At 67.0% G+C, this 23,189-nt stretch carries 20 protein-coding genes, 1 pseudogene and 1 riboswitch; of the genes and pseudogenes, 17 read left to right on the top strand and 4 right to left on the bottom strand.

Translation table 11 applies throughout. The features are described 5' to 3' along the window. The 11 genes from cysC to B4M62_RS10990 form a co-directional block, all read left to right on the top strand. On the top strand, positions 1–1,668 hold a 1,668-nt coding region (gene cysC, locus B4M62_RS10940; RefSeq protein ID WP_290707613.1), incomplete at its 5' end, for an adenylyl-sulfate kinase. Positions 1,669–1,689: 21 nt separating this feature from the next. Further along, entirely contained in the window at positions 1,690–2,481 is a 792-nt protein-coding gene (locus tag B4M62_RS10945) for a 3'(2'),5'-bisphosphate nucleotidase CysQ (RefSeq protein ID WP_290707615.1), read from the top strand. Between the two features lie 108 nt (positions 2,482–2,589). Beyond that, positions 2,590–4,893, top strand: coding sequence for a phosphoribosylformylglycinamidine synthase subunit PurL (gene purL / locus B4M62_RS10950; protein WP_290707617.1), 2,304 nt, complete (start codon positions 2,590–2,592; stop codon positions 4,891–4,893). Positions 4,894–4,919: 26 nt separating this feature from the next. Continuing rightward, positions 4,920–5,348, top strand: a complete 429-nt coding sequence (locus tag B4M62_RS10955) for a CD225/dispanin family protein (RefSeq protein WP_290707619.1) — start codon at positions 4,920–4,922, stop codon at positions 5,346–5,348. Positions 5,349–5,440: 92 nt separating this feature from the next. Further along, complete coding sequence (locus tag B4M62_RS10960) at positions 5,441–6,016, top strand: CD225/dispanin family protein (RefSeq protein WP_414651826.1); 576 nt, start codon at positions 5,441–5,443, stop codon at positions 6,014–6,016. Positions 6,017–6,047: 31 nt separating this feature from the next. Next, positions 6,048–6,530 carry a DUF2752 domain-containing protein gene (locus tag B4M62_RS10965; protein WP_290707621.1) on the top strand — a complete coding sequence of 161 codons (483 nt, stop codon included), beginning with the start codon at positions 6,048–6,050 and terminating at the stop codon, positions 6,528–6,530. A 435-nt stretch (positions 6,531–6,965) separates the two neighbouring features. Then, on the top strand, positions 6,966–8,051 hold the full coding sequence (locus tag B4M62_RS10970) for a diacylglycerol kinase (RefSeq protein ID WP_290707623.1): 1,086 nt from the start codon (positions 6,966–6,968) through the stop codon (positions 8,049–8,051). Positions 8,052–8,151: 100 nt separating this feature from the next. After that, entirely contained in the window at positions 8,152–8,538 is a 387-nt protein-coding gene (locus B4M62_RS10975) for a sterol carrier family protein (RefSeq protein ID WP_290707625.1), read from the top strand. A gap of 165 nt (positions 8,539–8,703) precedes the next feature. Next, positions 8,704–10,296: an amidophosphoribosyltransferase gene (gene purF / locus B4M62_RS10980; RefSeq protein WP_414651827.1), complete on the top strand. Its 1,593-nt coding sequence runs from the start codon at positions 8,704–8,706 to the stop codon at positions 10,294–10,296. A 54-nt stretch (positions 10,297–10,350) separates the two neighbouring features. Continuing rightward, positions 10,351–11,448 (top strand): phosphoribosylformylglycinamidine cyclo-ligase, encoded by a 1,098-nt coding sequence (gene purM, locus B4M62_RS10985; RefSeq protein ID WP_290707628.1) that lies wholly within the window; start codon positions 10,351–10,353, stop codon positions 11,446–11,448. Continuing rightward, positions 11,449–11,931, top strand: a complete 483-nt coding sequence (locus tag B4M62_RS10990; RefSeq protein ID WP_290707630.1) for a PaaI family thioesterase — start codon at positions 11,449–11,451, stop codon at positions 11,929–11,931. It begins immediately after the preceding gene. Between the two features lie 125 nt (positions 11,932–12,056). Here the strand turns inward: B4M62_RS10990 and B4M62_RS10995 are convergent, their stop codons facing one another. Then, a complete protein-coding gene (locus B4M62_RS10995; protein WP_290707633.1) occupies positions 12,057–12,230 on the bottom strand; it encodes a DUF3073 domain-containing protein in 174 nt (57 codons plus the stop codon). 151 nt (positions 12,231–12,381) lie between these two features. Then, on the bottom strand, positions 12,382–13,569 hold the full coding sequence (locus B4M62_RS11000) for a YgfZ/GcvT domain-containing protein (protein WP_290707635.1): 1,188 nt from the start codon (positions 13,567–13,569) through the stop codon (positions 12,382–12,384). 105 nt (positions 13,570–13,674) lie between these two features. Here B4M62_RS11000 and B4M62_RS11005 point away from each other — a divergent pair, with 105 nt between their 5' ends. From B4M62_RS11005 to cydC, 5 genes are all read left to right on the top strand, one after another. Continuing rightward, positions 13,675–14,568, top strand: a complete 894-nt coding sequence (locus B4M62_RS11005) for an aminodeoxychorismate lyase (protein ID WP_290707637.1) — start codon at positions 13,675–13,677, stop codon at positions 14,566–14,568. Between the two features lie 156 nt (positions 14,569–14,724). Next, on the top strand, positions 14,725–16,302 hold the full coding sequence (locus B4M62_RS11010) for a cytochrome ubiquinol oxidase subunit I (RefSeq protein WP_290707638.1): 1,578 nt from the start codon (positions 14,725–14,727) through the stop codon (positions 16,300–16,302). 27 nt (positions 16,303–16,329) lie between these two features. Next, positions 16,330–17,355, top strand: coding sequence for a cytochrome d ubiquinol oxidase subunit II (gene cydB / locus B4M62_RS11015; protein ID WP_290707640.1), 1,026 nt, complete (start codon positions 16,330–16,332; stop codon positions 17,353–17,355). After that, positions 17,352–19,067, top strand: coding sequence for a thiol reductant ABC exporter subunit CydD (cydD, locus tag B4M62_RS11020; protein ID WP_290707642.1), 1,716 nt, complete (start codon positions 17,352–17,354; stop codon positions 19,065–19,067). The genes cydB and cydD overlap by 4 nt, the downstream gene beginning before the upstream one ends. Further along, a complete protein-coding gene (cydC, locus tag B4M62_RS11025; protein ID WP_290707644.1) occupies positions 19,064–20,764 on the top strand; it encodes a thiol reductant ABC exporter subunit CydC in 1,701 nt (566 codons plus the stop codon). The genes cydD and cydC overlap by 4 nt, the downstream gene beginning before the upstream one ends. Before the next feature lie 84 nt (positions 20,765–20,848). On the opposite strand, the gene B4M62_RS11030 is transcribed toward cydC, so the two are convergent. Both B4M62_RS11030 and B4M62_RS11035 read right to left on the bottom strand, forming a co-directional pair. Then, entirely contained in the window at positions 20,849–21,466 is a 618-nt protein-coding gene (locus B4M62_RS11030; RefSeq protein ID WP_290707646.1) for an FABP family protein, read from the bottom strand. Positions 21,467–22,003: 537 nt separating this feature from the next. Next, positions 22,004–22,672, bottom strand: a pseudogene (locus B4M62_RS11035) (crotonase/enoyl-CoA hydratase family protein); the annotation flags it as partial. A 73-nt stretch (positions 22,673–22,745) separates the two neighbouring features. Further along, positions 22,746–22,809, top strand: a riboswitch (guanidine-III (ykkC-III) riboswitch). A gap of 11 nt (positions 22,810–22,820) precedes the next feature. Between B4M62_RS11035 and B4M62_RS11040 the strand changes: the two are divergent. Further along, a complete protein-coding gene (locus tag B4M62_RS11040) occupies positions 22,821–23,135 on the top strand; it encodes a DMT family transporter (RefSeq protein ID WP_290707648.1) in 315 nt (104 codons plus the stop codon). Positions 23,136–23,189 lie beyond the last annotated feature (54 nt).

The raw sequence follows: 23,189 nt of genomic DNA on the forward strand, positions 1-23,189 counted from the left end.
CAGGGCATCACCATCGACGTCGCTTACCGCTACTTCTCCACCCCGCGCCGAAAGTTCATCATCGCCGACACCCCGGGGCATGTGCAGTACACCCGCAACATGGTGACCGGCGCGTCGACGGCCGACCTCGCGATCATCCTGATTGACGCCCGTAAAGGTGTCTTGGAACAGACCCGTCGGCATGCGTTCCTGTCGTCCCTATTGGGTATTCCACACCTGACGGTGTGCATCAACAAGATGGACCTCGTCGACTGGTCGCAGGAACGGTTCGAAGAGATCCGCGACGACTTTGTCGAATTCGCCGCCAAACTCAACGTCGCCGACCTGGCGTTCATCCCGATTTCGGCGCTCGCCGGTGACAACGTCGTCGACGAATCGTCGAATATGCCGTGGTACACCGGGCGCGCGCTGCTCGACCACCTCGAAGAGGTGTACATCGCCAGCGACCGCAATCTGATCGACGCGCGGCTGCCGGTGCAATACGTGGTGCGGCCGCAGGACGTCGCGGGTTCGGATCATCGTGCCTACGCGGGAACGGTTGCGGGCGGGCGGTTTTCGACCGGTGACGAGGTAGTCGTCCTACCCGGCGGCTTCACCTCCACCATTACCAACCTGTGGGCGCCCGGCGGACGCAAGGTCGACGAGGCGTTTGCGGGAATGGCGGTCACCGCCGAACTGGCCGATGAGATCGACATCGTGCGCGGTGACATGCTCGCCCGACCCAACAACCGGCCGCATGTCGGACGAGATATCGACGCGCTGGTGTGTTGGTTCGCCGAGGACTCCGAGCTGGCCCCGGTCGATCGGAGTGGGGGGCCGCTTGGTGGCAAGCGCTACGTCCTACAGGCCGCGACATCGTCGACCCGCGCAGAAGTTTCGGCGCTGAACTACCGCCTCGACGTCAATACGCTGCATCGCGACGAGTCCGCAGATCGCTTGTCGCTCAATGATATCGGCCGCGTGTGGCTGCACCTGCGCGATCCGCTGATGTTCGACGCCTATGCGCGCAACCGCGAGACGGGCAGCTTCATCCTCGTCGACGAGGCCACTAATCGGACCGTCGCCGCGGGCATGATCAACGGACCGCATACCCAGAACACCAACATCGTGTGGCAGACGACGAAAGTCGGTCGCGAACAGCGTGCCAACCTCGGCGCCACGTTATGGATGACGGGTCTCTCCGGTTCGGGCAAGTCCACCTTGGCCATTGAACTCGAGCGCCGACTCGTCGCGGCCGGGCGACCCGCCTACATTCTCGACGGCGACAATTTGCGCCACGGCCTCAACGCCGACCTAGGCTTCTCCGACTCCGATCGCCATGAGAATCTGCGTCGCACCGCGCAGGTGGCCGCATTGTTCGCCGACTCGGGGACGGTCGTGATCGTCTCGATGATCAGCCCGTTCGCGGCCGACCGGCTCGCGGCCCGCGAGATCCACCAAGAGCAGGCGCTGGAGTTCCACGAGATCTTCGTCGACACCCCGATCGAGGATTGCGAACTGCGCGACCCGAAGGGTCTCTACGCGAAGGCGCGGGCTGGCGAGATTGCCGACTTCACCGGGATCAGCTCGCCATATGAGCGGCCTGCTGCCGCCGATGTCGTCGTCACCCCGAGGGACGGTGCGGCCAGTGATGTCGCCGAGTCCATCCTGCGCGATTTGGGGCTGTGAAGAAAAGAAGGTGTCTGCGACATGGCTGCATCTGCAGAATTGACTGCTGAGCTTTCCGACGTCGAGTTGTCCGCTGCCCTCGCGACGGCGGCGGGAGAATTGTTGAACACCGTGCGTGCCGAGTCAGGGCTGTCCGGCCGCGACCTCGGTGACGCCGGCGATCGGCAGTCCGACGACTTCCTTCAGGAACGGCTCGCCGGGCTGCGCCCCGGCGACGCCGTGCTGTCGGAGGAATCCGCCGATGACCTTGCCCGGCTTGAGGCGTCTCGGGTGTGGATCGTCGACCCGGTCGACGGGACCCGCGAGTATGGGAAGTCGGGCCGGCGCGACTGGGCAGTGCATGTCGCACTGTGGGAGCGTGGCGAGGACGGTGCCGGTTCGCTGGTTGCCGGTGCGGTTGCGCTGCCGGCGTTGGGCGTCACCTATGCGTCGGATCCGACGCCGATCGCGCCGGCGGTGGGATTGGCTCCGCCGCGCACCGGCCGTCGCCGGGTGGTGGTGAGCGGGTCCCGGCCACCGGTGTTCGCCGACACTGTTGCCGCTGCGCTCGACGCCGAGCTGGTGTCCGTCGGATCAGCCGGCGCGAAGGCGATGGCCGTTGTTCGCGGAGAGGCCGACGCTTATGTTCACGCTGGTGGTCAATACGAGTGGGATTCGGCCGCGCCCGTCGTCGTCGCCCGGGCGAAGGGGCTGTGGTGCAGCAGGATCGATGGTTCGCCGCTGATCTACAACCAGCGCGACACCTACCTGCCGGACCTAATCGTGTGCAGGACGGAGCTGGCCCAGTCGATCCTCGGGGCGATCCGCGCCTGAATCCTCCCGGGTTTCGCCGATCCCGCGTCGATCGAGGTGGGTTGGGTGAGACGGGGCGGGAACGAGCGCCAACAAGCGGGTTTGGTGGGCTCGCCTAGAATTGACCATGTGACTTCCCACCTCGACACCGTGTCGAATGCTCAGCAGACCCCCGACCAGCCCCAGCCGTTCAAGGAGTTGGGTCTGAAGGATGACGAGTACGCGCGGATCCGCGAGATCCTAGGACGCCGGCCCACCGATGCCGAGTTGGCGATGTATTCGGTGATGTGGTCGGAGCACTGCAGCTACAAGTCATCCAAGGTGCACCTGCGCTACTTCGGCGAGACCACCACCGACGAGATGCGCTCGAAGATGCTCGCCGGCATCGGCGAGAACGCCGGCGTCGTCGACATCGGTGATGGCTGGGCGGTGACCTTCAAGGTCGAGTCGCACAACCATCCGTCGTACGTCGAGCCGTATCAGGGCGCGGCCACCGGCGTCGGCGGCATCGTCCGCGACATTATGGCGATGGGCGCCCGCCCGATCGCGGTGATGGACCAGTTGCGCTTCGGCGCCGCCGATGCCCCCGACACGCGCCGCGTCGTCGACGGGGTGGTGCGCGGCATTGGCGGCTATGGCAACTCGTTGGGGCTGCCCAACATCGGCGGCGAGACCGTTTTCGACGCCAGCTATGCCGGCAACCCCCTGGTCAACGCGCTGTGTGCGGGGGTGCTCCGCGTTGAGGACCTGAAGCTGGCCTTCGCCTCGGGCGCCGGCAACCAAATCATTCTGTTCGGCGCGCGCACCGGCCTCGACGGCATCGGCGGCGTGTCCGTCTTGGCGTCGGAGACCTTCGACGATGCGGGGGAGGACCGCCCGAGCCGCAAGAAGCTGCCGGCGGTGCAGGTGGGCGACCCGTTCACCGAGAAGGTGCTCATCGAGTGCTGCCTGGATCTCTATCGCGAGGACCTCGTCGTCGGCATTCAAGACCTGGGTGGGGCGGGACTGTCTTGTGCCACTTCGGAGTTGGCCGCTGCCGGCGACGGCGGGATGCATATCAACCTCGAGCAGGTGCCGATGCGCGCCGAGGGGATGACACCGGCCGAGGTGCTCTCCAGCGAGTCACAGGAGCGCATGTGCGCCGTTGTCACCCCCGAGAACGTCGACAAGTTCATGGCGGTCTGCCAGCGGTGGGATGTGCTGGCCACCGTGATTGGCGAAGTCACCGACGGTGAGCGCCTGGTCATCGACTGGCACGGTGAAACCGTCCTCGACGTGCCGCCGCGCACCGTCGCCCACCACGGCCCAGTTTACGAACGCCCGCTGGCGCGTCCGGCGTGGCAGGACGCCGTCGTCGCCGACACCAGCGGCTCGCTGCCGCGTCCGGCGACGCCCGAGGAACTGCGGGACACGACGCTGGCGATGATCGCCTCGCCGGCACTGTGCAGCCGTGCCTTCCTCACCGAGCAGTACGACCGCTACGTCCGCGGCAACACCGTGCTGGCCGAGCACGCCGATTCCGGCATGATTCGTATCGACGAAGAGACGGGCCGCGGCATCGCCCTGGCCACCGACGCGTCGGGCCGCTACACCTACCTCGACCCGTATCGCGGCGCACAGTTGGCGCTGGCCGAGGCATACCGCAACGTCATCGTCTCCGGTGCGACGCCGGTGGCCGTGACCAACTGTCTGAACTTCGGCTCACCTGAGGATCCGGCGGTGATGTGGCAGTTCAGCGAGGCTGTGCGTGGACTGGCCGACGGATGCGTGCAACTGGGCATCCCGGTCACCGGTGGCAATGTCAGCTTCTACAACCAGACCGGGGCGACGCCAATCCTCCCCACCCCGGTCGTTGGTGTGCTCGGTGTGATCGACGACGTCGGGCGCCGCATCCCGACCGGGTTCGGGACCGAGCCCGGCGAGACGCTGATCCTGCTCGGCGAGACGCGAGACGAGTTCGACGGCTCCATCTGGGCTCAGGTGAGCGCCGACCACCTCGGCGGGGTACCGCCCCAGGTCGACCTTGAGGCCGAGCGCCTACTCGGCGAGATCCTCGTCGCCGCGTCCCGCGACGGCCTGGTCTCGGCGGCGCACGACCTTTCCGAGGGCGGCCTGATTCAGGCTGTGATCGAGTCGGCGCTGGCCGGGGAGACCGGTTGCCGGATCATCCTGCCCGAAGGTGCCGATCCGTTCGTCTGGCTGTTCGCCGAGTCTGCCGGCCGAGTCCTCGTCGCGGTGCCGCGCACCGAGGAGTCCCGGTTCTGCGGGATGCTCGACGCCCGCTCGGTGCCATGGGCGCGGATCGGCGTCGTCGATCAGGGGGCCGACGACGTGAGCGTGCAGGACCAGTTCTCCCTACCGTTGGCACAGTTGCGCGAGGTGCACGGCGCCACCTTGCCGGCACTGTTCGGTGAGGGCTTGCACGCGGTCTGACACTCGCGCAGTTGTGAAGGAGAGCCATGGCCAACCCCTATGACCCGCAATCGGGCTACCCGGTGCCTTCGAACGGCGTGCCAGATCCGTACGGCGCCCATCAGTCCGGTGCCTATCCGCCGCCCTATCCGGGTGTGCCGCCCGTCGGCGGCTATGGCGTCCCGCCGGCGAGCAACATGGGCTGGGGGATCGCGGCTTGTGTGGTCGGCGGGATCTCGACGTTCAGTTGCTGCCTGGGCATCATCGCCCTCGTCTGCGGGGTCGTCGCGCTCGTCAAGGGCAGCTCGGTCGGGTCTGCCTGGGCGGTTGGTGATTTCGCCGGTGCCCAGCGCAATGCCGATGATGCGAAGAAGTTCGGCATGATCGGCACGATTGTCGGCGGCGTCATGGTCCTCCTCTCGATCATCATGTGGATCGCGTACTTCGCGTTCCTGGCGAGTACCGGTGCGACCTGACGGCGGGACCGGCGTTCTAGTACTCTCGCGACATTCTAGTACTCTCGCGACATTGCGATCGCCCCACTTGACCTGCACACAGGAGCACCACGATGACCAACCCCTATGACCCGAACGCCATTCCCGGCGGCCACCAACCCGGCTACGGCCAGCCGGACGCCGGTCAGCCCGGCTACGGTCAGCCGGACGCCGGTCAGCCCGGCTACGGTCAGCCGGATCCCGGTCCGGCGCCATATGGTCAGCCCGGCTACGGTGCGCCCGGTCAGGTGGCGCCCGGCTACGGTCCGCCCCCCGGGTACGGCGCGCCCGGGTATGGCGGTCAGGGCGGCTATCCATTCGCAGTAAAGCCGGACAACAACCTGGTGTGGGCGATCATCACCACCATCCTCTGCTGCCTTCCGCTCGGCATTGTCGCCATCGTCAAGTCCACCTCGGTGGACAAGCTATGGGCGGCCGGCGACTTTGCGGGGGCACAAGCTGCGGCGGATGAGGCGAAGCGGTGGTCGATGTGGGGCATGATCGCCGGCGCGGTCTGGACGATCCTGGTGGTGGTCGGCACCATCATCCTGTTCGCGGTGGGCATCATCGGAGCCGCATCGACGACGTCGAAGTACACCTACACCCCCAGTTACAGCTATACCCGCACGTACACCTATCCCACCTACTGACTCACCAGTACAAATGGACGAGCCGCTGACCATGGCGCCCGAGTCTGGCGCGGATCTGCGGCGTGCGCCCGACCGGACCGACCGTCTGATCGCGGTGGCCGAGCGATTCGGCAGGAATCGGCTGATCGGGCCGGTTGCGGTCGTCGTCGGCGTTGCCGCCGTGGGCACGGTGATCTGGTTCGGTGATCCCACGACGCCCGGCGGTCATCTGCCGACGTGCCCGACGAAGTCGTTGCTGGGCATTGTGTGCCCCGGGTGCGGGACGATGCGCATGGTGGATTCGCTGATGCATGGCGACTTCAGGGCTGCCGTGCACTACAACGCCGTCGGGCTGGTGGCGCTGTTCCTGTTGGCCTGGTCCTTCGTCGCGTACTGCGTCCGGCTGTGGTCAGGCCGACGCTGGCGGACGTGGCAGCACTGGCGGTACTCGGCGATGGTCATCCTGGTGGTTGTTGTCGCCTGGTTCGTCATCCGGAACATCCCGATTGCGCCGTTCACGGCGCTACGGGTCTAACCGGCGCGACCAGTAGTTTTCTTTCGCCCGAGTCCTCGCAAAATTTCGCCTCCAGGTGCAGAACCTTGGACAGTATGACCACCGTTGGTGCTAGGGACGACGAAATTGTGTAGCGGGTCGACGTGGGCAGATAGGACACCTCGCCAGCTCATCCTTGGCGCCGGGGGCGATCGTCCGCTTCGCGGAGATCGTTCTGCACGGCTGCGGTCGGCCTCGGCAGGGGCGCGTGGACGGGGACGTCGCCTGGCCGCACCCACGACACAGCGTATTACTCTGCGTTCGGTCTACACAGCAAGGCATTGTTCGTTGGTGTGGCCATCATGCCTGGACTCGGGGCCGTGGTCTCGCGACCGCCACCCTGTTCCTGGCGCGATCGGTCCGACCAAGCGCTGGCTTCTTGCTCCACGGAACTGAAACCTGTTCTAGTCTCGGATCATGACTCTTCGCGTCGTCGAATGGTCGACCGGCACTGTCGGTCGACACGCCATTGTTGGAATTGATGCCCATCCAGACTTGGAGTTGGTGGGCGTTTGGGTTTCTGACCCGGCCAAGGTCGGCAAGGATGCGGGTCGCCTCGCCGGCCTCGATCGTGATCTCGGCATTATCGCCACCAACGACCGTCAAGCGCTGCTCGATCTGAAGCCCGACGCGATCGTGCACACGGCGATGACCGACGACCGCATCTTCGAGGCGATCGCTGACCTCACCGCGTTCGTGCGGGCCGGGATCAACGTCGTGTCGTCGGGCCCGGTGCTGCTGCAGTATCCATTCGGCGTCGTGCCCGACTCGGTCACCGAGCCGATCGTCGAGGCGGCCAAGGCCGGTGGCGTCAGCCTGCACGTCAACGGCATTGACCCGGGCTTCGCCAACGATGTGCTGCCTTTGGCCATGACGAGCCTGTCGCGCCGCATCGACGAGGTGCGCTGCGCCGAGATCGCCGACTATTCGACCTACTACCAGCCGGTCGTCAACTCCCAGATCTTCGGCTTCGGCCAGCCGATGGACCAGACCCCGATGCTGCTGAACCCCGGCGTTCTGTCGATGGCCTGGGGTGCGGTGGTCCGCCAGATCGCCGCCGGGCTGGGGGTGACGCTCGACGAACCGCTGGTCGAACGGATCGAGCAGGTGGCCGCCGACCGCGACTACGACACCGTCTCAGGCAAAATTCCCAAAGGGACGCGGGGGGCGCTGCACTTTCAGGTGGTCGGACAGGTCGACGGCGTCGATCGCATCGTGCTCGAGCACTACACCCGCAACCACCCCGACCAGTGCCCCGACTGGCCCAAGCCGACCACCGGCGACGGCTGCTACCGCATCGACATCACCGGCGATCCGGTACTCAACGTCGAGTTCGGCCACCACGGCGAGCACGGCGACCACAATGTCTCCGGCATGGTCGTCACGGCCATGCGTCTGGTGAACGCCGTCCCGGCGGTCGTCGCGGCCGAGCCGGGTTTGGTCACCGCACTCGATCTGCCGCTGGTCACCGGAGCCGGCCTCGTCTCCGGACAGAATCGCTGAGATTTCCCCCCTCCTGACCTGCCGAGGGAATATTTCCCCCGATGGGTCACCCGGGGGTATTTTCTAGCAGGTCGCAAGTGAGAATTAGGAATTCCAGGCCATGACCGCAGCAGAATCAGCCGCGTGCCGGGCGGCGGTGCTCGCCATCGGGGACTGGATCGTCGACGAGCAGTCGCCGATGCCGACTCGCGCCGAGATCGCGGCGGCCGTCCGACTGACTGCGCGGACGCTGCCGCAGCTCGCGCCGGGAGCTTCGGTCGAGGTTCGGGTGCCACCGTTCGTCGCCGTGCAGTGCATCGCAGGGCCAAGCCACACGCGGGGGACGCCACCCAATGTCGTCGAGACCTCTCCGCGTATCTGGTTGCGTCTGGCGACCGGTGTCCTGACCTTTGATCAGGCCGTCGAAGCGGGGCAAATCGACGCCTCCGGGGCGCGGGCGGCCGACCTTGCGGACTACCTTCCGATCGTGCGTCTCACCCAACGATGACTCCGCCCTCGGTGCGGGAGCGTGCTAGGCGGCGACTGGTTCCTTCTTCGCGTCCACAGTCGTGCTGTGGCTGTTGCCGATCACACCCTTGAAGATTCGTTGATCGGCGCAATCGGCCCGTAGAATGGGGCTTGGCCCTCAACCTCGAGAATCCCGGAGCGACGCGTGACCGATCTGTCGATCCATTCGCCCAATAGCCTCCCCGACGCAGCTGCGGCCTCCCCGTGCGCGCGGACCAGTCCGGTCCCGATCGATCAACCAGACAACGAACCCCGCGAGGAGTGCGGTGTCTTCGGCGTCTGGGCCCCTGGTGAGGATGTGGCCAAGCTCAGCTACTACGGCCTCTACGCCTTGCAGCACCGCGGTCAAGAGGCGGCCGGGATCGCCGTCGGCGACGGCGCCCAAGTGATCGTCTTCAAAGATCTCGGCCTGGTGAGCCAGGTCTTCGACGAGCAGACGATGGCGTCGATGGTCGGCCATGTGGCGATCGGCCACTGCCGCTATTCGACGACGGGTAGCACGACCTGGGAGAACTCCCAGCCGATCTTTCGCACCACCCCGGCCGGCAGCGGCGTCGCACTCGGGCACAACGGCAACCTGGTGAACACCGCCGCGCTCGCGGCCCGGGCCCATGATCTCCGCCTCGACCGAAGCGGCGGAGCGACGTCGGATTCTGACATCGTCGGCGCGCTGCTCGCCCATGGCGCGGCCGACAAGACCCTTGAGCAGGCCGCCCTCGACCTGCTCCCGGATCTCGAGGGCGCGTTCTGCCTGACGTTCATGGACGAGAACACGCTGTACGCCGCCCGCGATCCGCACGGCATCCGGCCGCTGTCACTGGGCCGACTCGACCGTGGTTGGGTCGTCGCCTCGGAAACCGCAGCCTTCGACATCGTCGGCGCCTCTTTCGTGCGGGATATCGAACCTGGCGAACTGCTGGCCATCGATGCCGACGGGGTCCGCTCGACCCACTTCGCGGCGCCGACTCCCAAGGGCTGCATCTTCGAGTACGTCTACCTCGCGCGCCCCGACAGTGTCATCAACGGGCGCACGGTTCATTCCGCGCGAGTCGAGATCGGCCGCCGCCTGGCGCGTGAGCACCCCGTCGACGGTGACCTGGTCATCCCGGTACCAGAGTCGGGCACCCCGGCCGCGGTTGGCTACGCCCAGGAATCGGGAATCCCCTACGGGCAGGGCCTGATGAAGAACGCGTACGTGGGGCGGACATTCATCCAGCCGTCGCAGACGATCCGACAGTTGGGCATCCGCCTCAAACTCAACCCGCTGCGCGAGGTGATCCGCGGGAAGCGGCTCGTCGTCGTCGACGATTCCATCGTCCGGGGCAACACCCAGCGCGCCTTGATCCGCATGCTCCGCGAGGCCGGCGCCGCCGAGGTCCACGTGCGGATCGCCTCGTCGCCGGTGCGCTGGCCGTGCTTCTACGGCATCGACTTCGCCTCGCCGGCCGAGTTGATCGCCAACGGTATGGATGCCGACGAGCCGGAGGCCATGGTCGAGGGCGTGCGCCAGGCGATCGGTGCGGACTCGCTCGGATACATCTCGATCGATGAGATGGTCGCGGCGACCGAACAGCCGGGCTCGCAACTGTGCAAGGCCTGTTTCAACGGTCAGTACCCGATCGCGCTACCCACCGAGACCGCGGTGGGCAAGGCGGTCCTCGAGTCGCTGCGGGGCGCGCCGGGAGTCGATCCGCTCACCGTCGCCAATGACAACGTCAGCGCCGTGATGCGCCCCTGAGCAAGTCGGGTAGCGTAAACGACCGTCCCCGCTTTCTTCACCAGGAGTTCCGCCATGTCCACACGTGACTCGGCCCCGTTGCCCCCGCTGAACGCCTCCTACGCGGCGGCGGGTGTCGACATCGACGCCGGTGAGCGTGCGGTCGAATTGATCAAGCCGCACGCCAAGCGGGCCTCGCGACCGGAGGTGCTCGGCGGGATCGGCGGATTCGCCGGACTGTTCGCACTCAAGGGCGGCTACCGTGAGCCGCTGCTCGCCGCCTCCAGTGATGGTGTCGGAACCAAGCTGGCAGTCGCGCAGGCGATGGGGCGCCACGACACGGTTGGACGCGACCTCGTCGCCATGGTCGTCGACGACCTGGTCGTCTGCGGTGCCGAACCGCTGTTCCTGCAGGACTACATCGCTATCGGCAAGGTGGTGCCGGAGACCGTTGAGCAGATCGTCAAGGGGATCGCCGACGGCTGTGTCGATGCCGGGTGCGCCCTGCTGGGCGGCGAGACCGCCGAGCATCCCGGACTCATGGAGGATGGCCACTACGACATCTCCGCGACCGGGGTCGGTGTGGTGGAGGCCGATGCGGTGCTGTCGGCCGACCGAGTCCGCCCGGGTGACGTCGTCATCGCCATGGGTTCGTCGGGTCTGCATTCCAACGGCTATTCGTTGGCCCGGAAGGTCCTGCTGGACTGGGGCCACATGGATCTGCACGGGCATGTGGAAGAACTCGATCGCACGCTCGGGGACGAATTGCTGGAGCCGACGCGCATCTACGCGCGCGACTGCCTGGCACTTGTCGCCGAAGCCGATGTGCGTACCTTTGCCCACGTCACCGGAGGCGGACTCGCCGACAACCTATCGCGCGTACTGCCGCCGGGTGTCACCGCCGAGTTGGACCGGTCGAGCTGGTCGCCCGCGCCCATCTTCGCGCTGATCTCGCAGCGGGGCCGGGTCGAGCGTGACGAGATGGAGCGCACCTTCAACATGGGTGTCGGAATGGTCGCGATCGTCGCCCCCGAGGACACCGACCGCGCGCAGGCGGTATTGACTGCGCGCCACGTCGACAACTGGGTGCTGGGCACCATCAAATCCGGCGATCGCCACGGATCAGGGAAGACCGGTATCGCGAGCCTGGTTGGGGAGCATCCCCGCTTTTAGGTGATTGCGGGCGCTGAGGAGCCGGGGCCGTCCTCGCACGTGGTGGTACGTCTTGCCGCAGCGGTTCTGTCGGTGCCAAAAGTTGCCGCGACGGCCAATCCTCGCGGGCTGCACCTTAACAGCTACCTCGGTGACGGGTACGTCACCGCCACATTTATGCCGTGGCCCGAGCATGACAACGGGTTGGGTTTCCTCAACGGCGGTATCATCGCCACCCTGCTCGACTGCCACTCGGCCGCAGCCGTCCTGAATGAGGCCTCGCTGCAGGGATGGGCTGCTCCGCCGGGCGCTTTGCTCCCCTTTGTAACAGCCGGCATAGATGTCCGCTATCTGCGCCCCAGCCCGCTGGACAGTGCGGTCGAACTCCATGCCGTCGTCACCAAGTCCACCGAAGCTGAAATCGTCTGCGACGCCGAGCTGCGATACGACGACAAGACTCGCGCCACCGGTCACGCGGTCTGGAAACGCTGGCGATCTCGCTGATGCTCGTGTGCCCATTTGCGCCACTCGGCCGACGAGCGGTCTGCGTGCACCGCATCGGGCAGCCCGTCCACAGCGCAGATGGACCTCCGGACGGGATGGTCCGCGGTCAGCTCAGACGCTGGGCGTCAAGCGTGCTTCCATTCATCTTCGTCCGCCCAGCTGTCCGCCGGGTTCGGTTGGCGGGGATCTTCACCACCGGAAAGCTCGCGCTGCAGGCTGTCCAAGTCGGTTTGGGGTGAAGAGTATTTGAGTTGACGAGCAACCTTCGTCTGCTTGGCTTTTGCCCGGCCGCGGCCCATCTGGGACCCCCTCGCACACTGCCGGGGCGGCCACAATCCGCTGGTGGCGGCCCCGTGCTTCCGTAGGAATATCTGTCGTGAACCCTAGTCTAGCGCGAACCGTCACCGAATGGCGCCACCGGGCACCACAACGTGATTGCGTGGACAATCATTACCCCTTCCGGAGCCGGTCAATCGCTTCCCGGCCAGCCTGGGGATGGCCGTCGGCGACCACGGAATCCGGGTCGACGCGGGCGGCAACCGGCTCGCCATCAGTCGTCGCGGCCAGCTCAATCGTCTCGTTGACACCGCGCTTTACCAGCGCCAATGCGATCAGTCCGAGCTCGAAGTGGTCGATGACGCTGCCGATCCGGCCCACCGGCCGGCCGGCCGCGGTGAGCGGGTCGCCGGTCTGGGGTCGTGCGTCGGTGCTGCCGTCGAGATGAATCAGCACCAGATGACGTGGTGAGCGGCCCAGGTTGTGTACCCGCGCCACCGTCTCCTGGCCGCGATAGCAGCCCTTGTCGAGGTGGACTGCGCCCTGTTCCTCGCGCGACCCGATCCAGTGGACCTCGTGGGGGATGGTGCGGTCGTCGGTGTCGACGTGCACGAGTGGGCGTCGTGCGGCGATGCGGTGCGCGTGATAGGCCCATGAGCCGGCCGGGACGGCACCCGCGTCGACCAGGGAGTGCCAGCGCTGTTGCGCTTCGGACTCCGGGACCACGAGATCGACAACGGGCAGCGATCGGTCCTCGCCGATCGGCGGCATGATGCGCCAGAATCCCAGCGGTTCGTCGTCGTGGTGCAGTTCGGGCAGGTCGCCCGCATCGTAGACCGCGGCACCGGCGGGTATCTCGAGCAGCTCGGCGATCGCACCGGTGCGCGCGGTGCCGCCGACGAGAGTCAGCACGCACATGTCGGCGCGGGGCGCCGGGGCCGCCTTGGCCCAGAAGACCATCGAGGTGAGGAAGGCGGCGAGTTCGGCGCCGCGCGGGCCCGGGGTGTCGATCCAGGTGACCCCGTCGATGTCGGTGAGCACGAAATGCTCGACGATGCGCCCGTTCAGGTCGAGAGACAGGTTTTCGGCACTGTGCCGATCGGGCAGGTCGGAGATGAACTGGCTCGAAATCGTATGCAGCCACGAGAGTCGTTCCTCGCCTGACACCTCCAGCACGGCACGATCGGAACGGTCGACGATGATGGTGCTCGTTGTCGCGGCGCGCTGCTCGCCGAGCGGATCGCCATAGTGCCAGGCGACCTGCCGCGAGGCATCGTCATGCCCGTAGACACCGGCCGGCTCGGCGACCGCACCGGATGTGCTCGCATCGAGGTGACTGGTGAGGATGACCGATTGATTCACAACTCCCAGCGTACCGAGTGGGGCGCCTTCGTCCGGGGCCGACCGGGCGGCGCGGCTTCGTCGCAGAGGCGGAGCCGGGGCCGGGGCCCACGATAGCCTTGCGGCATGGTCACCACTGTCCTCTTCGACGTCCATCGGGGCCGCTGCGATCCGCAGCGGCCGCAGGTCTATGCCGACGACCTCTCGGTGGTGCGGGGCGACGGGGTCTTCGAGACGTTGCTGGTCCGCCACGGGGAAGCGTGCAACCTGGCGCGCCACCTGGCGCGGTTTCAGGCCGGGTCCGTCCGCATGGAGCTGCCGCGGCCGGTGATGGCCGCCTGGGACGAGACGATCAACGCGGCGGTCGCCGCATGGACGCTGGCCAACGGAGACATCGACGGTCTGATGCGCCTGGTCTACACCCGTGGCCGCGAGGCGGGGCCGGCCGGTTTGGATGCTCCGGACCGGACGACGGCGCTGGTGATGATTGTGGCGGTCGGGCCCGGCGCTGCCCGGGCTCGCGCCGACGGTGTCGAGGTGTGCCTGCTCGACCGTGGCTACGCCGTGGATTTCGCCGCGCGCGCGCCGTGGCAGTTGATCGGCGTCAAGACGCTGAGCTACGCGGCAAACATGGCCGCGCTGCGGCATGCCGCGGCCAACGGCTTCCACGACGTCGTCTACACGTCGTCGGACGGGCAGGTGCTGGAGGGGCCGCGGTCGAGCGTCGTCGTGCTGCGGGGCAGGACGATGCGCACGCCCCCCGCCGAGTCGGGGATTCTGCCAGGGACCACCGTGGCCGCGATCTTTGCGCTCGGGCGCCGGGAGGGGTGGGAGTGCGCCGATGGGCCGCTGACGCCCGACGACCTGCGGTCGGCTGATTCAGTGTGGCTGTGTTCGTCGGTGACGATCGCGGCGCGGATCACCCGGATCGACGACGCCGTCGTGTCGTTCGACGGTTCGGCCCGCCTCCATGCGGTGCAGTTCGCCGAACTGGCCGCGCGCGCGGTGGTCGGGGCTTAACCTCGGCGGTGGATTACTCGAGTGACGAGCGACACCCCGATCAGGGACCGGGGTCCCTTGTTTCAAGTGAATAGTGCGCAGTAGTTTTGACCGCGTCTACTAGCCTTCGTAGTAGTCAGCCCGTTTCAGCTCCAGCCCAGCAGATGAGGCAAACGCATGGATGTCGTCGACATATCCCGGTGGCAATTCGGTATCACCACCGTCTACCACTTCGTTCTCGTGCCGTTGACCATTGGGCTGGCCCCGATGATCGCGGTGATGCAGACCGTCTGGTACGTCACCGGCAACGAGGCTTGGCTGCGCGCGACCAAGTTCTTCGGCAAGCTCTTCCTGATCAACTTCGCGCTCGGCGTCGCCACCGGCATCGTCCAGGAATTCCAGTTCGGCATGAACTGGAGCGAGTACAGCCGTTTCGTCGCGGACGTGTTCGGTGCGCCGCTCGCGCTCGAGGGGCTCGTGGCCTTCTTCGCCGAGTCGACGTTCATCGGTCTGTGGATTTTCGGCTGGGGCCGGCTGAGTAAACGCGTCCACCTGATTTGCATCTGGATGGTGGCGTTCGGGGTAAACGCTTCGGCATACTTCATCCTCGCAGCGAATTCGTGGATGCAGCACCCCGTCGGCGTCGAGTGGGACACCACGCGCGGCCGGCCGGCCATGAACAACATCGTCGCGCTGCTGACCAACAACACGACCCTCGCGGCGTTCCCCCACGTGATCTCCGGAGCGCTGCTGACGGCGTCGACCTTCGTCGCGGCCATCGGCTGCTGGTGGATGGCGCGCGCATCGTGGCGCGCCCGTCAGCTACGGATTGCCGCCGAGACCAGCGGCGAGCGGGGCGAGTCCGCACAGGTCGAGACGACCACCGCACCGAGTCTCGTCGACGCGTCGCCCGAGCAACTCGACAAGGACGCGAAGGAGATGTGGCGCCCAGTCACCAGGTTCGCCCTATGGCTGACCATCGCCGCCGGCGTCGCGGTGATCATCAGTGGCGACTTCCAGGCGCAGATCATGTTCAAGCAGCAGCCGATGAAGATGGCGGCCGCCGAATCGCTGTGTGACACCGAACATCGGGCCGCCTTCTCGATCCTCTCGATCGGACGGCAGAACAACTGCGACAACATCACGCACGTGATCGCTGTACCGGGCATGCTGTCCTTCCTTGCCGACCACCGATTCGACACCGAGATCAGAGGGGTCAAGGACCTGCAGAAGGAATACGAGCAGAAGTTCAAGGACAACCCCGCCCACAAGGGCCAGAACTACGCGCCCAACCTCTTCGTCACCTACTGGTCGTTCCGCGCGATGATCACGTGGGCGCTGGGCTCGGTGCTCGTCGCGCTCGGCGGACTGTGGCTGACCCGCCGCGGCCGGGCGGTGACGTCCAAACGCTTCGGCTTCTTCGCGCTGCTGATGATCCCGACGCCGTTCCTGGCGAACTCGTCGGGCTGGATCTTCACCGAGATGGGCCGTCAGCCGTGGATCGTCGCACCGAACTGGGTCGATGACCGCGATCCGCTGCGCGTGTCCATGCTGGTACAACAGGGAGTCTCGAACAACTCGGCCAGCGTCGTGATGGGGTCGCTGATCGTGTTCACCCTGCTCTACGGCGCGCTCGGCGTCGTCTGGTTCGCGCTGCAACGCCGCTACATCCGGGAGGGCCCGGCCGCCCCGGGCCATGAAGAACAAGCACTCGAGAAGTCCGACGACGACAAGCAATTGTCGTTCGCCTACTGATCCGCCTACGGGAGAGACGAGACGATCATGGGATTGCCCGAATTCTGGTTCATTCTTATCGCGGTGTTGTTCACCGGCTACTTCGTGCTGGAGGGTTTCGACTTCGGCGTCGGCATGTTGATGGGTTTGATCGGCCGCCGCGACGACAATAAGCGGCGCGCCATCCTCAACACCATCGGCCCGGTGTGGGACGGCAATGAGGTGTGGCTGCTGACCGCCGGCGGCGCGATGTTCGCCGCGTTCGGCGGTTGGTACGCGACGATGTTCACCGCGTTCTACATCCCGCTGCTCATTATCCTCGTGGCACTGATCGTGCGGGTGTGCGCGATTGAATGGCGCGGCAAGATCAACGATTCGCAGTGGCGAACCGCCTGGGACTGGTGCATCGCGATCGGATCCTGGGTCCCGGCGCTGTTGTGGGGAGTGGCCTTCGCGAACGTCGTGCGCGGTCTGCCGATCGACGCCAGCGCGCAGTTCACCGGCACCTTCTGGGGTCTGCTCAACCCATACGCCCTGCTGGGCGGTGTGACGACGCTGCTCGTATTCCTCACCCACGGTGCGGTGTTCCTCTCGCTCAAGACTGCGGGCGAGCTGCGCGCGGAGTCGATGGTGTGGGCGTCACGGTTGTCGATCGTCATGACTGCGGTCGCGGCTGCTTTCCTGCTGTGGACACAGTTCGCCTACGGCAAGGGCTGGACCTGGGTGCCCGTCCTCGCCGCCGCTGTCGCGGCAATCGCCACGGTGGCGTTCACGTGGACCAAGCGGGAAGGGTGGGCATTCGGCGCCACCTCCATTGCGATCATTCTGACGATCGTGACCCTGTTCGGCTGCCTGTACCCCGCGGTGCTGCCGTCGACGACTAATCCGGCGTACAGCCTGACCATTGCGAACACCTCGTCGAGCCACTACACGCTGGTCATCATGACCTGGGCGGCGGCTCTGATCACCCCGATCGTCGTCATCTACCAGGGTTGGTCGTACTGGGTGTTCCGTGCGCGGATCTCCGCCGATGCGATCCCGCCGTCGGTCGGGCTGGCATCGTTGCGGGGGTGAGCGCCACCCCCGACGGCTCGACCCGGGATAGTCGGGCGCCCCTGGACCCACGACTGCTGAGGCTGTCGCCGGCGGCGCGGCGCTACCTCGGCGTGACCGTGGGGGCCGGGCTTCTGACCACGGTGTCGGTCGTCGTCGTCGCCTTCGCGGTCGCGTCGATTCTGTCGGAGTTGGTGACCGGCTCCACCGACTCGGTGCGCATTACCCACCTGCTGTTGCTGGTAGGCGGTTTCGCCGTACAGATCGCGACGACCTACGCCAGCCAGCGCTATGCGCAGCGCGCCGCCGCGTCGGTGATCGGCGAAGTCCGGAACGACGTCCTCGGTGTGCTGACCGACCCGGCGCGTACCGAGGCGCGACGGCTCGTGGCAGTGCGCGGGCGGGCCACAACGGTACTGTTGCGCGGCCTCGACGACCTCGGACCCTACCTGTCCGGCTATGTGCCGTCGCTAATCCTGGCGACCACGCTCACACCGATCGTGATCGCCGTGATCGCCGCCGTCGACCTCGTCTCGGCAGGCCTGATCGTGCTGACGATTCCACTGATCCCCATCTTCGGGATCCTGATCGGCTTGATGACCCGTGACCGGACTCAGGCGAAGCTCAACGCTACCGCCCGCCAGCAGTCGATGCTGCTTGATTTGATCGCCGGCATTCCGACGCTGCGCGCCGTGCACCGCGCGCAGGGCGCTGCCAAGCAGGTGGAGGAGTTGGGTACGTCGTGGCGCCGCTCGACGATGAGCACGCTGCGCGTTGCCTTCTTGTCCGGCGCATGGCTGGAACTGATGGCGACACTGTCGGTGGCACTTGTCGCGGTAAGCATCGGTCTGCGCCTCGTCTACGGCGAGATGTCGCTGTTCGCCGGGGTGCTCGCCCTGGTCCTCGCGCCCGAGGCATTCCGGCCGTTGCGCCAGGTCGGGGCCGCCTTCCACGACTCGGCCGACGGGGTGGCCGCGACCAACGATGCGTTCGCCCTGGTGGCTGATGCCCCTGCCGGTACCAATGGGAATGGTGACGGCAGCGCGGCGACGACCGCTCCGGTGGTGCTGAGCGGCGCTGAGATCACCTTCGCCGGTGTCGGCGTGCGGGCCCGCGACGGGTGGGCGCCGCGCGCCCTCGACGTCGTCTGCGTGCCCGGCACGATCACCGTGCTGACCGGGCCCAACGGATCGGGCAAGTCGACGGCGCTGGCAGCCCTGATGGGACTGGTCCGCCTCGACGCCGGCGTGATCGTCGTCGACGGTCACGAGCTTTCGTCGGCGCAGCGCACCGCGTGCCAGCCGCAGATGGCGTGGTTGCCGCAGCATCCGGCGATCGTGCCCGGCACAGTCGCCGACAACCTCGAGCTCTACGGTTCGCTCGATCCGATCGCATTGGCCGTTGCGGCCCGGGCAACCGGCTGGGATCGTGTGGCGCACGAGGTCGGCGGCGGCGCCGATGTCGGCGCAACGATGCTCGGCGAGGGTGGCGTCGGGTTGTCGGCCGGTCAGCGTCAGCGGTTGGCGCTGACCCGGACCCTGGCCCGCGACGTGCCCGTCCTCGTCCTCGACGAGCCGACCGCCCACCTGGACGTGAAGGCCCGGGAAAGAGTCGTCGCCGAGGTGGCGGCCCGGGCGCAGGCCGGGGCGACCGTGATCGTCGCCGCCCACCGTGCCGATTGGCTTGATAGCGCTGACCTGGTCGTCGACCTGGGTGCGGCGGTGTCCCGGTGACGGCGTGGACGAGGAGCGACCCGGTCTGGCGGGTGCTCGGTGCCCTCGACATTCGGCGCCGCGGGTTTGCGCTGTCGGTGGCGTACGGAGTCGGCGGCTCGCTGAGCGCGCTGGGATTGGCCGCACTGTCCGCATGGTTGATCACCCGCGCCTGGCAGCAGCCACCAATCTTGTCGCTGTCGGTGGCGATCACCGCTGTGCGCGCTCTGGGTATCACCCGTGGGCTGTTCCGCTACCTGGAGCGCGTGGCCAGCCACGACGTCGCCCTGCGCGCCATGGCGACTGCCCGGGAGAAGGTGTATCTGGCGCTGGTGAACGGCAACGCCGCCACAACTGTTTCGATTCGTCGCGGCGACCTGCTCGCGCGAACCGGCGCTGACATCGACGAAATCGGCGACGCCGTCGTCCGCGCGGTACTTCCCGCGGCAGTCGCCGCCGTCACCGGCGTCGTCGCGGTGACGATCATGGCATTCGTCTCGCCGGGCGCGGCGGCGGTCCTGGCCCTCGCGCTGCTCGTCGCCGGGGTCGCGGCCCCGGTGCTCGCGTCGCGCGGTGTCGCATCGGTCGCGTCGGCAGCGGTGCGCGGGCGCGCAGAGGTAGCCGAGTCGACGATGCTGTTGCTCGATCACGGTGCGGAGTTGACTGTGGCCGGCCGTCGAGCAGAGATTCTCGCCGATGTCTCGGCGGCGCAGGACCGGGTGGCCCGTGCCACCGATCGGGGTGCTCGACTGCAGGCGATGGCGGCCGCGGTGACGCCACTGGCCATGGGGCTGACCGTCGTGGCCGCCTGCCTGATCGGCATGTCACTGGCCGATGGCGGCACCCCGAGCCCGATGCGGTTGGGGGTGCTGATCCTGCTCGGCCTCTCCGCGTTTGATGCGATCACCCCGCTGGCCTCGGCTGGGGTCGCTTGGCAGCACAGTCGTGCTGCTGCGCGGCGAGTCCTCGATCTGGTTGGCGATCCGGCCGGGTGGGTAGCGGATTCGGCGGCGGCGGCCGACGTGCCGAGGCACCGCGGTCCGGTGGTCCTCTCGGCGGCGGACCTGGCGTGGGGCTGGCCAGGGGGGCCACCGCTCGGTGGCCCGCTGAACCGGTCTTTCGGGCCCGGTGACCGGGTTGCCGTCGTCGGCCCGAGCGGATCGGGCAAGTCGACCCTAATGTTGACGCTGGCGGGCCTTCTCGAGCCGCGGTCGGGCACGGTGTCGGCCCACGGGGCCGACGCGGCTGCCGTCGACCTCGCCGCGGCAACGCTGTACTGCGCCGAGGACGCCCACCTGTTCTCGGCGTCGTTGCGGGAGAATCTGCGCGTGGGCCGGGGTGATGCGACTCAGGACGAGTTGGTCGACGCACTGGGTGCGGTGGGCCTTGGTGAATGGCTCGCGGACCTGCCGGACGGGCTCGATACCCTGCTCGACGGCGGGACCGCAGCGGTGTCCGGTGGACAACGGCGGCGGATTCTGCTGGCCCGGGCACTGCTCAACGAGTCGCCGGTCGTGCTGCTCGACGAGCCGACCGAGCACCTAGATGCGGTGGACTCCGACGAGTTGCTGAACGCGGCGCTGGGCGGCTTGTTCGCGCCGGAGCGCACCGTGATCGTCGTGACGCATCACCTGCCGGCGGGCCTGGACGCCGACGTCGTGCTGTCGCCCCGCGCACCGGCCGCGTCAGCTTCGCATACCTCGCCGACTGGCACCTGACCCCCGCCGAGTGGGCGCCTCATTCCCGCCGAGTGGGCACCTGATTCCCGCCGAGTGGGCACCTGATTCCTGCCGAGTGGGCAGCTAGCCCGCATACCGGTCGAGCTTTGCCGACAATCGAGGAGTGAGCTCCCCGTCGACGAGTCGCTCTTCGACGTAGGCGAAGGACCCGTCCTCGGCGATGCCATAGAGGCGTTTGGCGCCATGTAGCTTGGGGGCGGTTGCCGAACTGACGAGTGCGTCGGTGGCCACTTCCCAGGCGGTCTGGCCGAGTGGCCGGCCATAAAGGAGTTCGATTGACCCCTCGGCGTGCGCCACGATCAGTTCGATGGAGTCATCCTCGCTTATCCGCCAGAAGCCGGACTCGCGGAACAGGGGAGCGATGAAGTCGCCCCGACTGTTGATCGTCCACGACCGCGTCTGCCAGTTGAGGAAATTCTGACCATCGTGACTCACGATGATCTGCTCGGCGTACCGAAGGTCGTCGCCGTCGTCGCCGAGGCCGTGTCCGACACCCTCACCGCGCCAGACTCCGACCATCGGAAGCAGCGCGAGCAGGCCCGAGTGCAGGTCGGCGCCCTCACGGAGGTTGGCTGTATCGCCGGGCAGCGGCAGATCGCCCCACGTCGGCAGATTGCGTGAACCAGTCGTCTCGGCGATCGAGGCCGCCTGGTCAATCGCCTCGTTGCCGGAACGGCTCACGACTCGTCGTTGATGAGGCGGTAGACGGCGTACAGGCCGAACCAGGTGATCAGGATCGAGCACAGGACCAGCAGTGCGGTGAAGAAGTGTTCCACGACGCTGAGTCTAACCGGTTGGAGTGGTGTTTGGGTCACCGGTGTGGCGGGGGTGGATGGTCGTCGCGATCACTGCGGTTGGGCAGCGATGACAGGCGGCTCCGCATGCGCAACTCTCCTTCCGGTACGCACCGTGCGACGCGATAGCCGACTACCTGACCGACCTGGGCGAGCACCGTCAGGTGGAGCTGCTCGCTCGGCAAGCGCAACTCCTGGACCCGACCGTGTCTGCACAGAAGCGCCGACCCTCGTCGGGTGTCTCTTCTCGAGACTGCCCGTGAATTGATGTCCAGGCACGGCTCGGCTGATCCCGACGCCGATTCTCGACGACTGCTCGCCCCACTTGGGGCGTCGTGATTTGCGGCGATCCATGGTTCAGCCGATCCCGCGGCCGACACCCGGGCACTGGTTCGGGTCCTGTCCGGCATTGCGTTGAGAGAGATCAGAAACCGCCGTGGCGGCCGGTGCCGTCGTGGAACCGGTTCGCGCCGGCGATGGTCTCGCCGCTGGCGATGGCGTCCAGACCACCGCGGAACTCGGCGCGCATACCGTCGTCTAAGGCGAGGCGAGGTCCCACTGTTGGTACGCACTTGCGCGGTCCGGCGAGCATGCACGTCTGGGGAAATGCGGCGATCTCGCGGGCAAGATCCTGTGCCGCCATCAACGCCTGACCCATCGCGAGCGCTTCGGCGGCGCCGACTGTGCGTCCGGTGAGACTCAAGTCGAGTGCTCGGCCCTGGCCGATGATGCGCGGCAGGCGCACAGTTCCACCGTCGATCAGCGGGACCCTGAAGCGCCGACAGAACACGCCGGTGATGGCATCATCGGCCAGCACCCGCAGATCGGCGAGTAACGCGAGTTCGAGCCCGCCGGCGACCGCGTAGCCTTCGATCGCGGCGATGAGCGGCTTGGTGAGATGCATTCGACTTGGGCCCATGGGTGCGTCGCCGTCCGGCGCGAGTCGGTTGACCCTCGCGCCTCTCTCGGCCACCGCGCTCAAATCGGCGCCAGCGCAGAACGTGCCGCCTGAGCCGGTGAGCACCGCTACCCGCGCCTCGTCGTCGGCTTCGAAAGTTCGGAACGCGTCGGCCAGGAGCCCGGCGGTTCGACGACAGGCCTATTCGACGGGAATGTGGTGCCCACTCGACGATTTCCAATGCCCACTCGGCGATTCGGTAGGCTCGGAACTGTCGACAATCGACACCGGACGAGGGGCGCCGTACCCGGCCCGCGACAAGACGGCGTAGTCGAGGTGCATTGTGGCGTGGTTGATCTTGGTCTTGTCCGGAGTCCTGGAAGCAGTCTGGGCAATAGCGCTGGGCCGCTCGGACGGATTCAGCCGTCTCGGTCCGACCGTGCTCTTCGGAACCGCGCTCGTCGTGTCGATGGCCGGACTTGCGTACGCGATGCGCAGTCTTCCGACCGGAACCAGCTACGCCGTGTGGGTCGGAATCGGTGCGGCGCTCACCGTCGCGTACGGAATGGTCAGTGGAACCGAGCCGGCTTCGGTGGCCCGGGTCGTGTTCATTCTCGGGATTGTCGGTTGTGTTGTGGGGCTCCAGCTCATCAGCTAGCCAGTGCCCAGTCGGTGGAGTTGAGGTGCCCAGTCGGTGGAGTTGAGGTGCCCA

This window comes from Gordonia sp. UBA5067 (assembly GCF_002414845.1).
GTDB lineage: Bacteria > Actinomycetota > Actinomycetes > Mycobacteriales > Mycobacteriaceae > Gordonia > Gordonia defluvii.

Excerpts from the sequence above, each read along its gene's own strand:
- purM (WP_290707628.1), top strand. The coding sequence starts at position 10,351 with ATGTCCACACGTGACTCGGCCCCGTTGCCCCCGCTGAACGCCTCCTAC.
- B4M62_RS10945 (WP_290707615.1), top strand. The coding sequence starts at position 1,690 with ATGGCTGCATCTGCAGAATTGACTGCTGAGCTTTCCGACGTCGAGTTG.
- B4M62_RS10965 (WP_290707621.1), top strand. The coding sequence starts at position 6,048 with ATGGCGCCCGAGTCTGGCGCGGATCTGCGGCGTGCGCCCGACCGGACC.
- B4M62_RS11010 (WP_290707638.1), top strand. The coding sequence starts at position 14,725 with ATGGATGTCGTCGACATATCCCGGTGGCAATTCGGTATCACCACCGTC.
- B4M62_RS10975 (WP_290707625.1), top strand. The coding sequence starts at position 8,152 with ATGACCGCAGCAGAATCAGCCGCGTGCCGGGCGGCGGTGCTCGCCATC.
- B4M62_RS10960 (WP_414651826.1), top strand. The coding sequence starts at position 5,441 with ATGACCAACCCCTATGACCCGAACGCCATTCCCGGCGGCCACCAACCC.
- B4M62_RS10995 (WP_290707633.1), bottom strand. The coding sequence starts at position 12,230 with ATGGGCCGCGGCCGGGCAAAAGCCAAGCAGACGAAGGTTGCTCGTCAA.
- B4M62_RS11005 (WP_290707637.1), top strand. The coding sequence starts at position 13,675 with ATGGTCACCACTGTCCTCTTCGACGTCCATCGGGGCCGCTGCGATCCG.
- cydB (WP_290707640.1), top strand. The coding sequence starts at position 16,330 with ATGGGATTGCCCGAATTCTGGTTCATTCTTATCGCGGTGTTGTTCACC.
- B4M62_RS10955 (WP_290707619.1), top strand. The coding sequence starts at position 4,920 with ATGGCCAACCCCTATGACCCGCAATCGGGCTACCCGGTGCCTTCGAAC.
- B4M62_RS10970 (WP_290707623.1), top strand. The coding sequence starts at position 6,966 with ATGACTCTTCGCGTCGTCGAATGGTCGACCGGCACTGTCGGTCGACAC.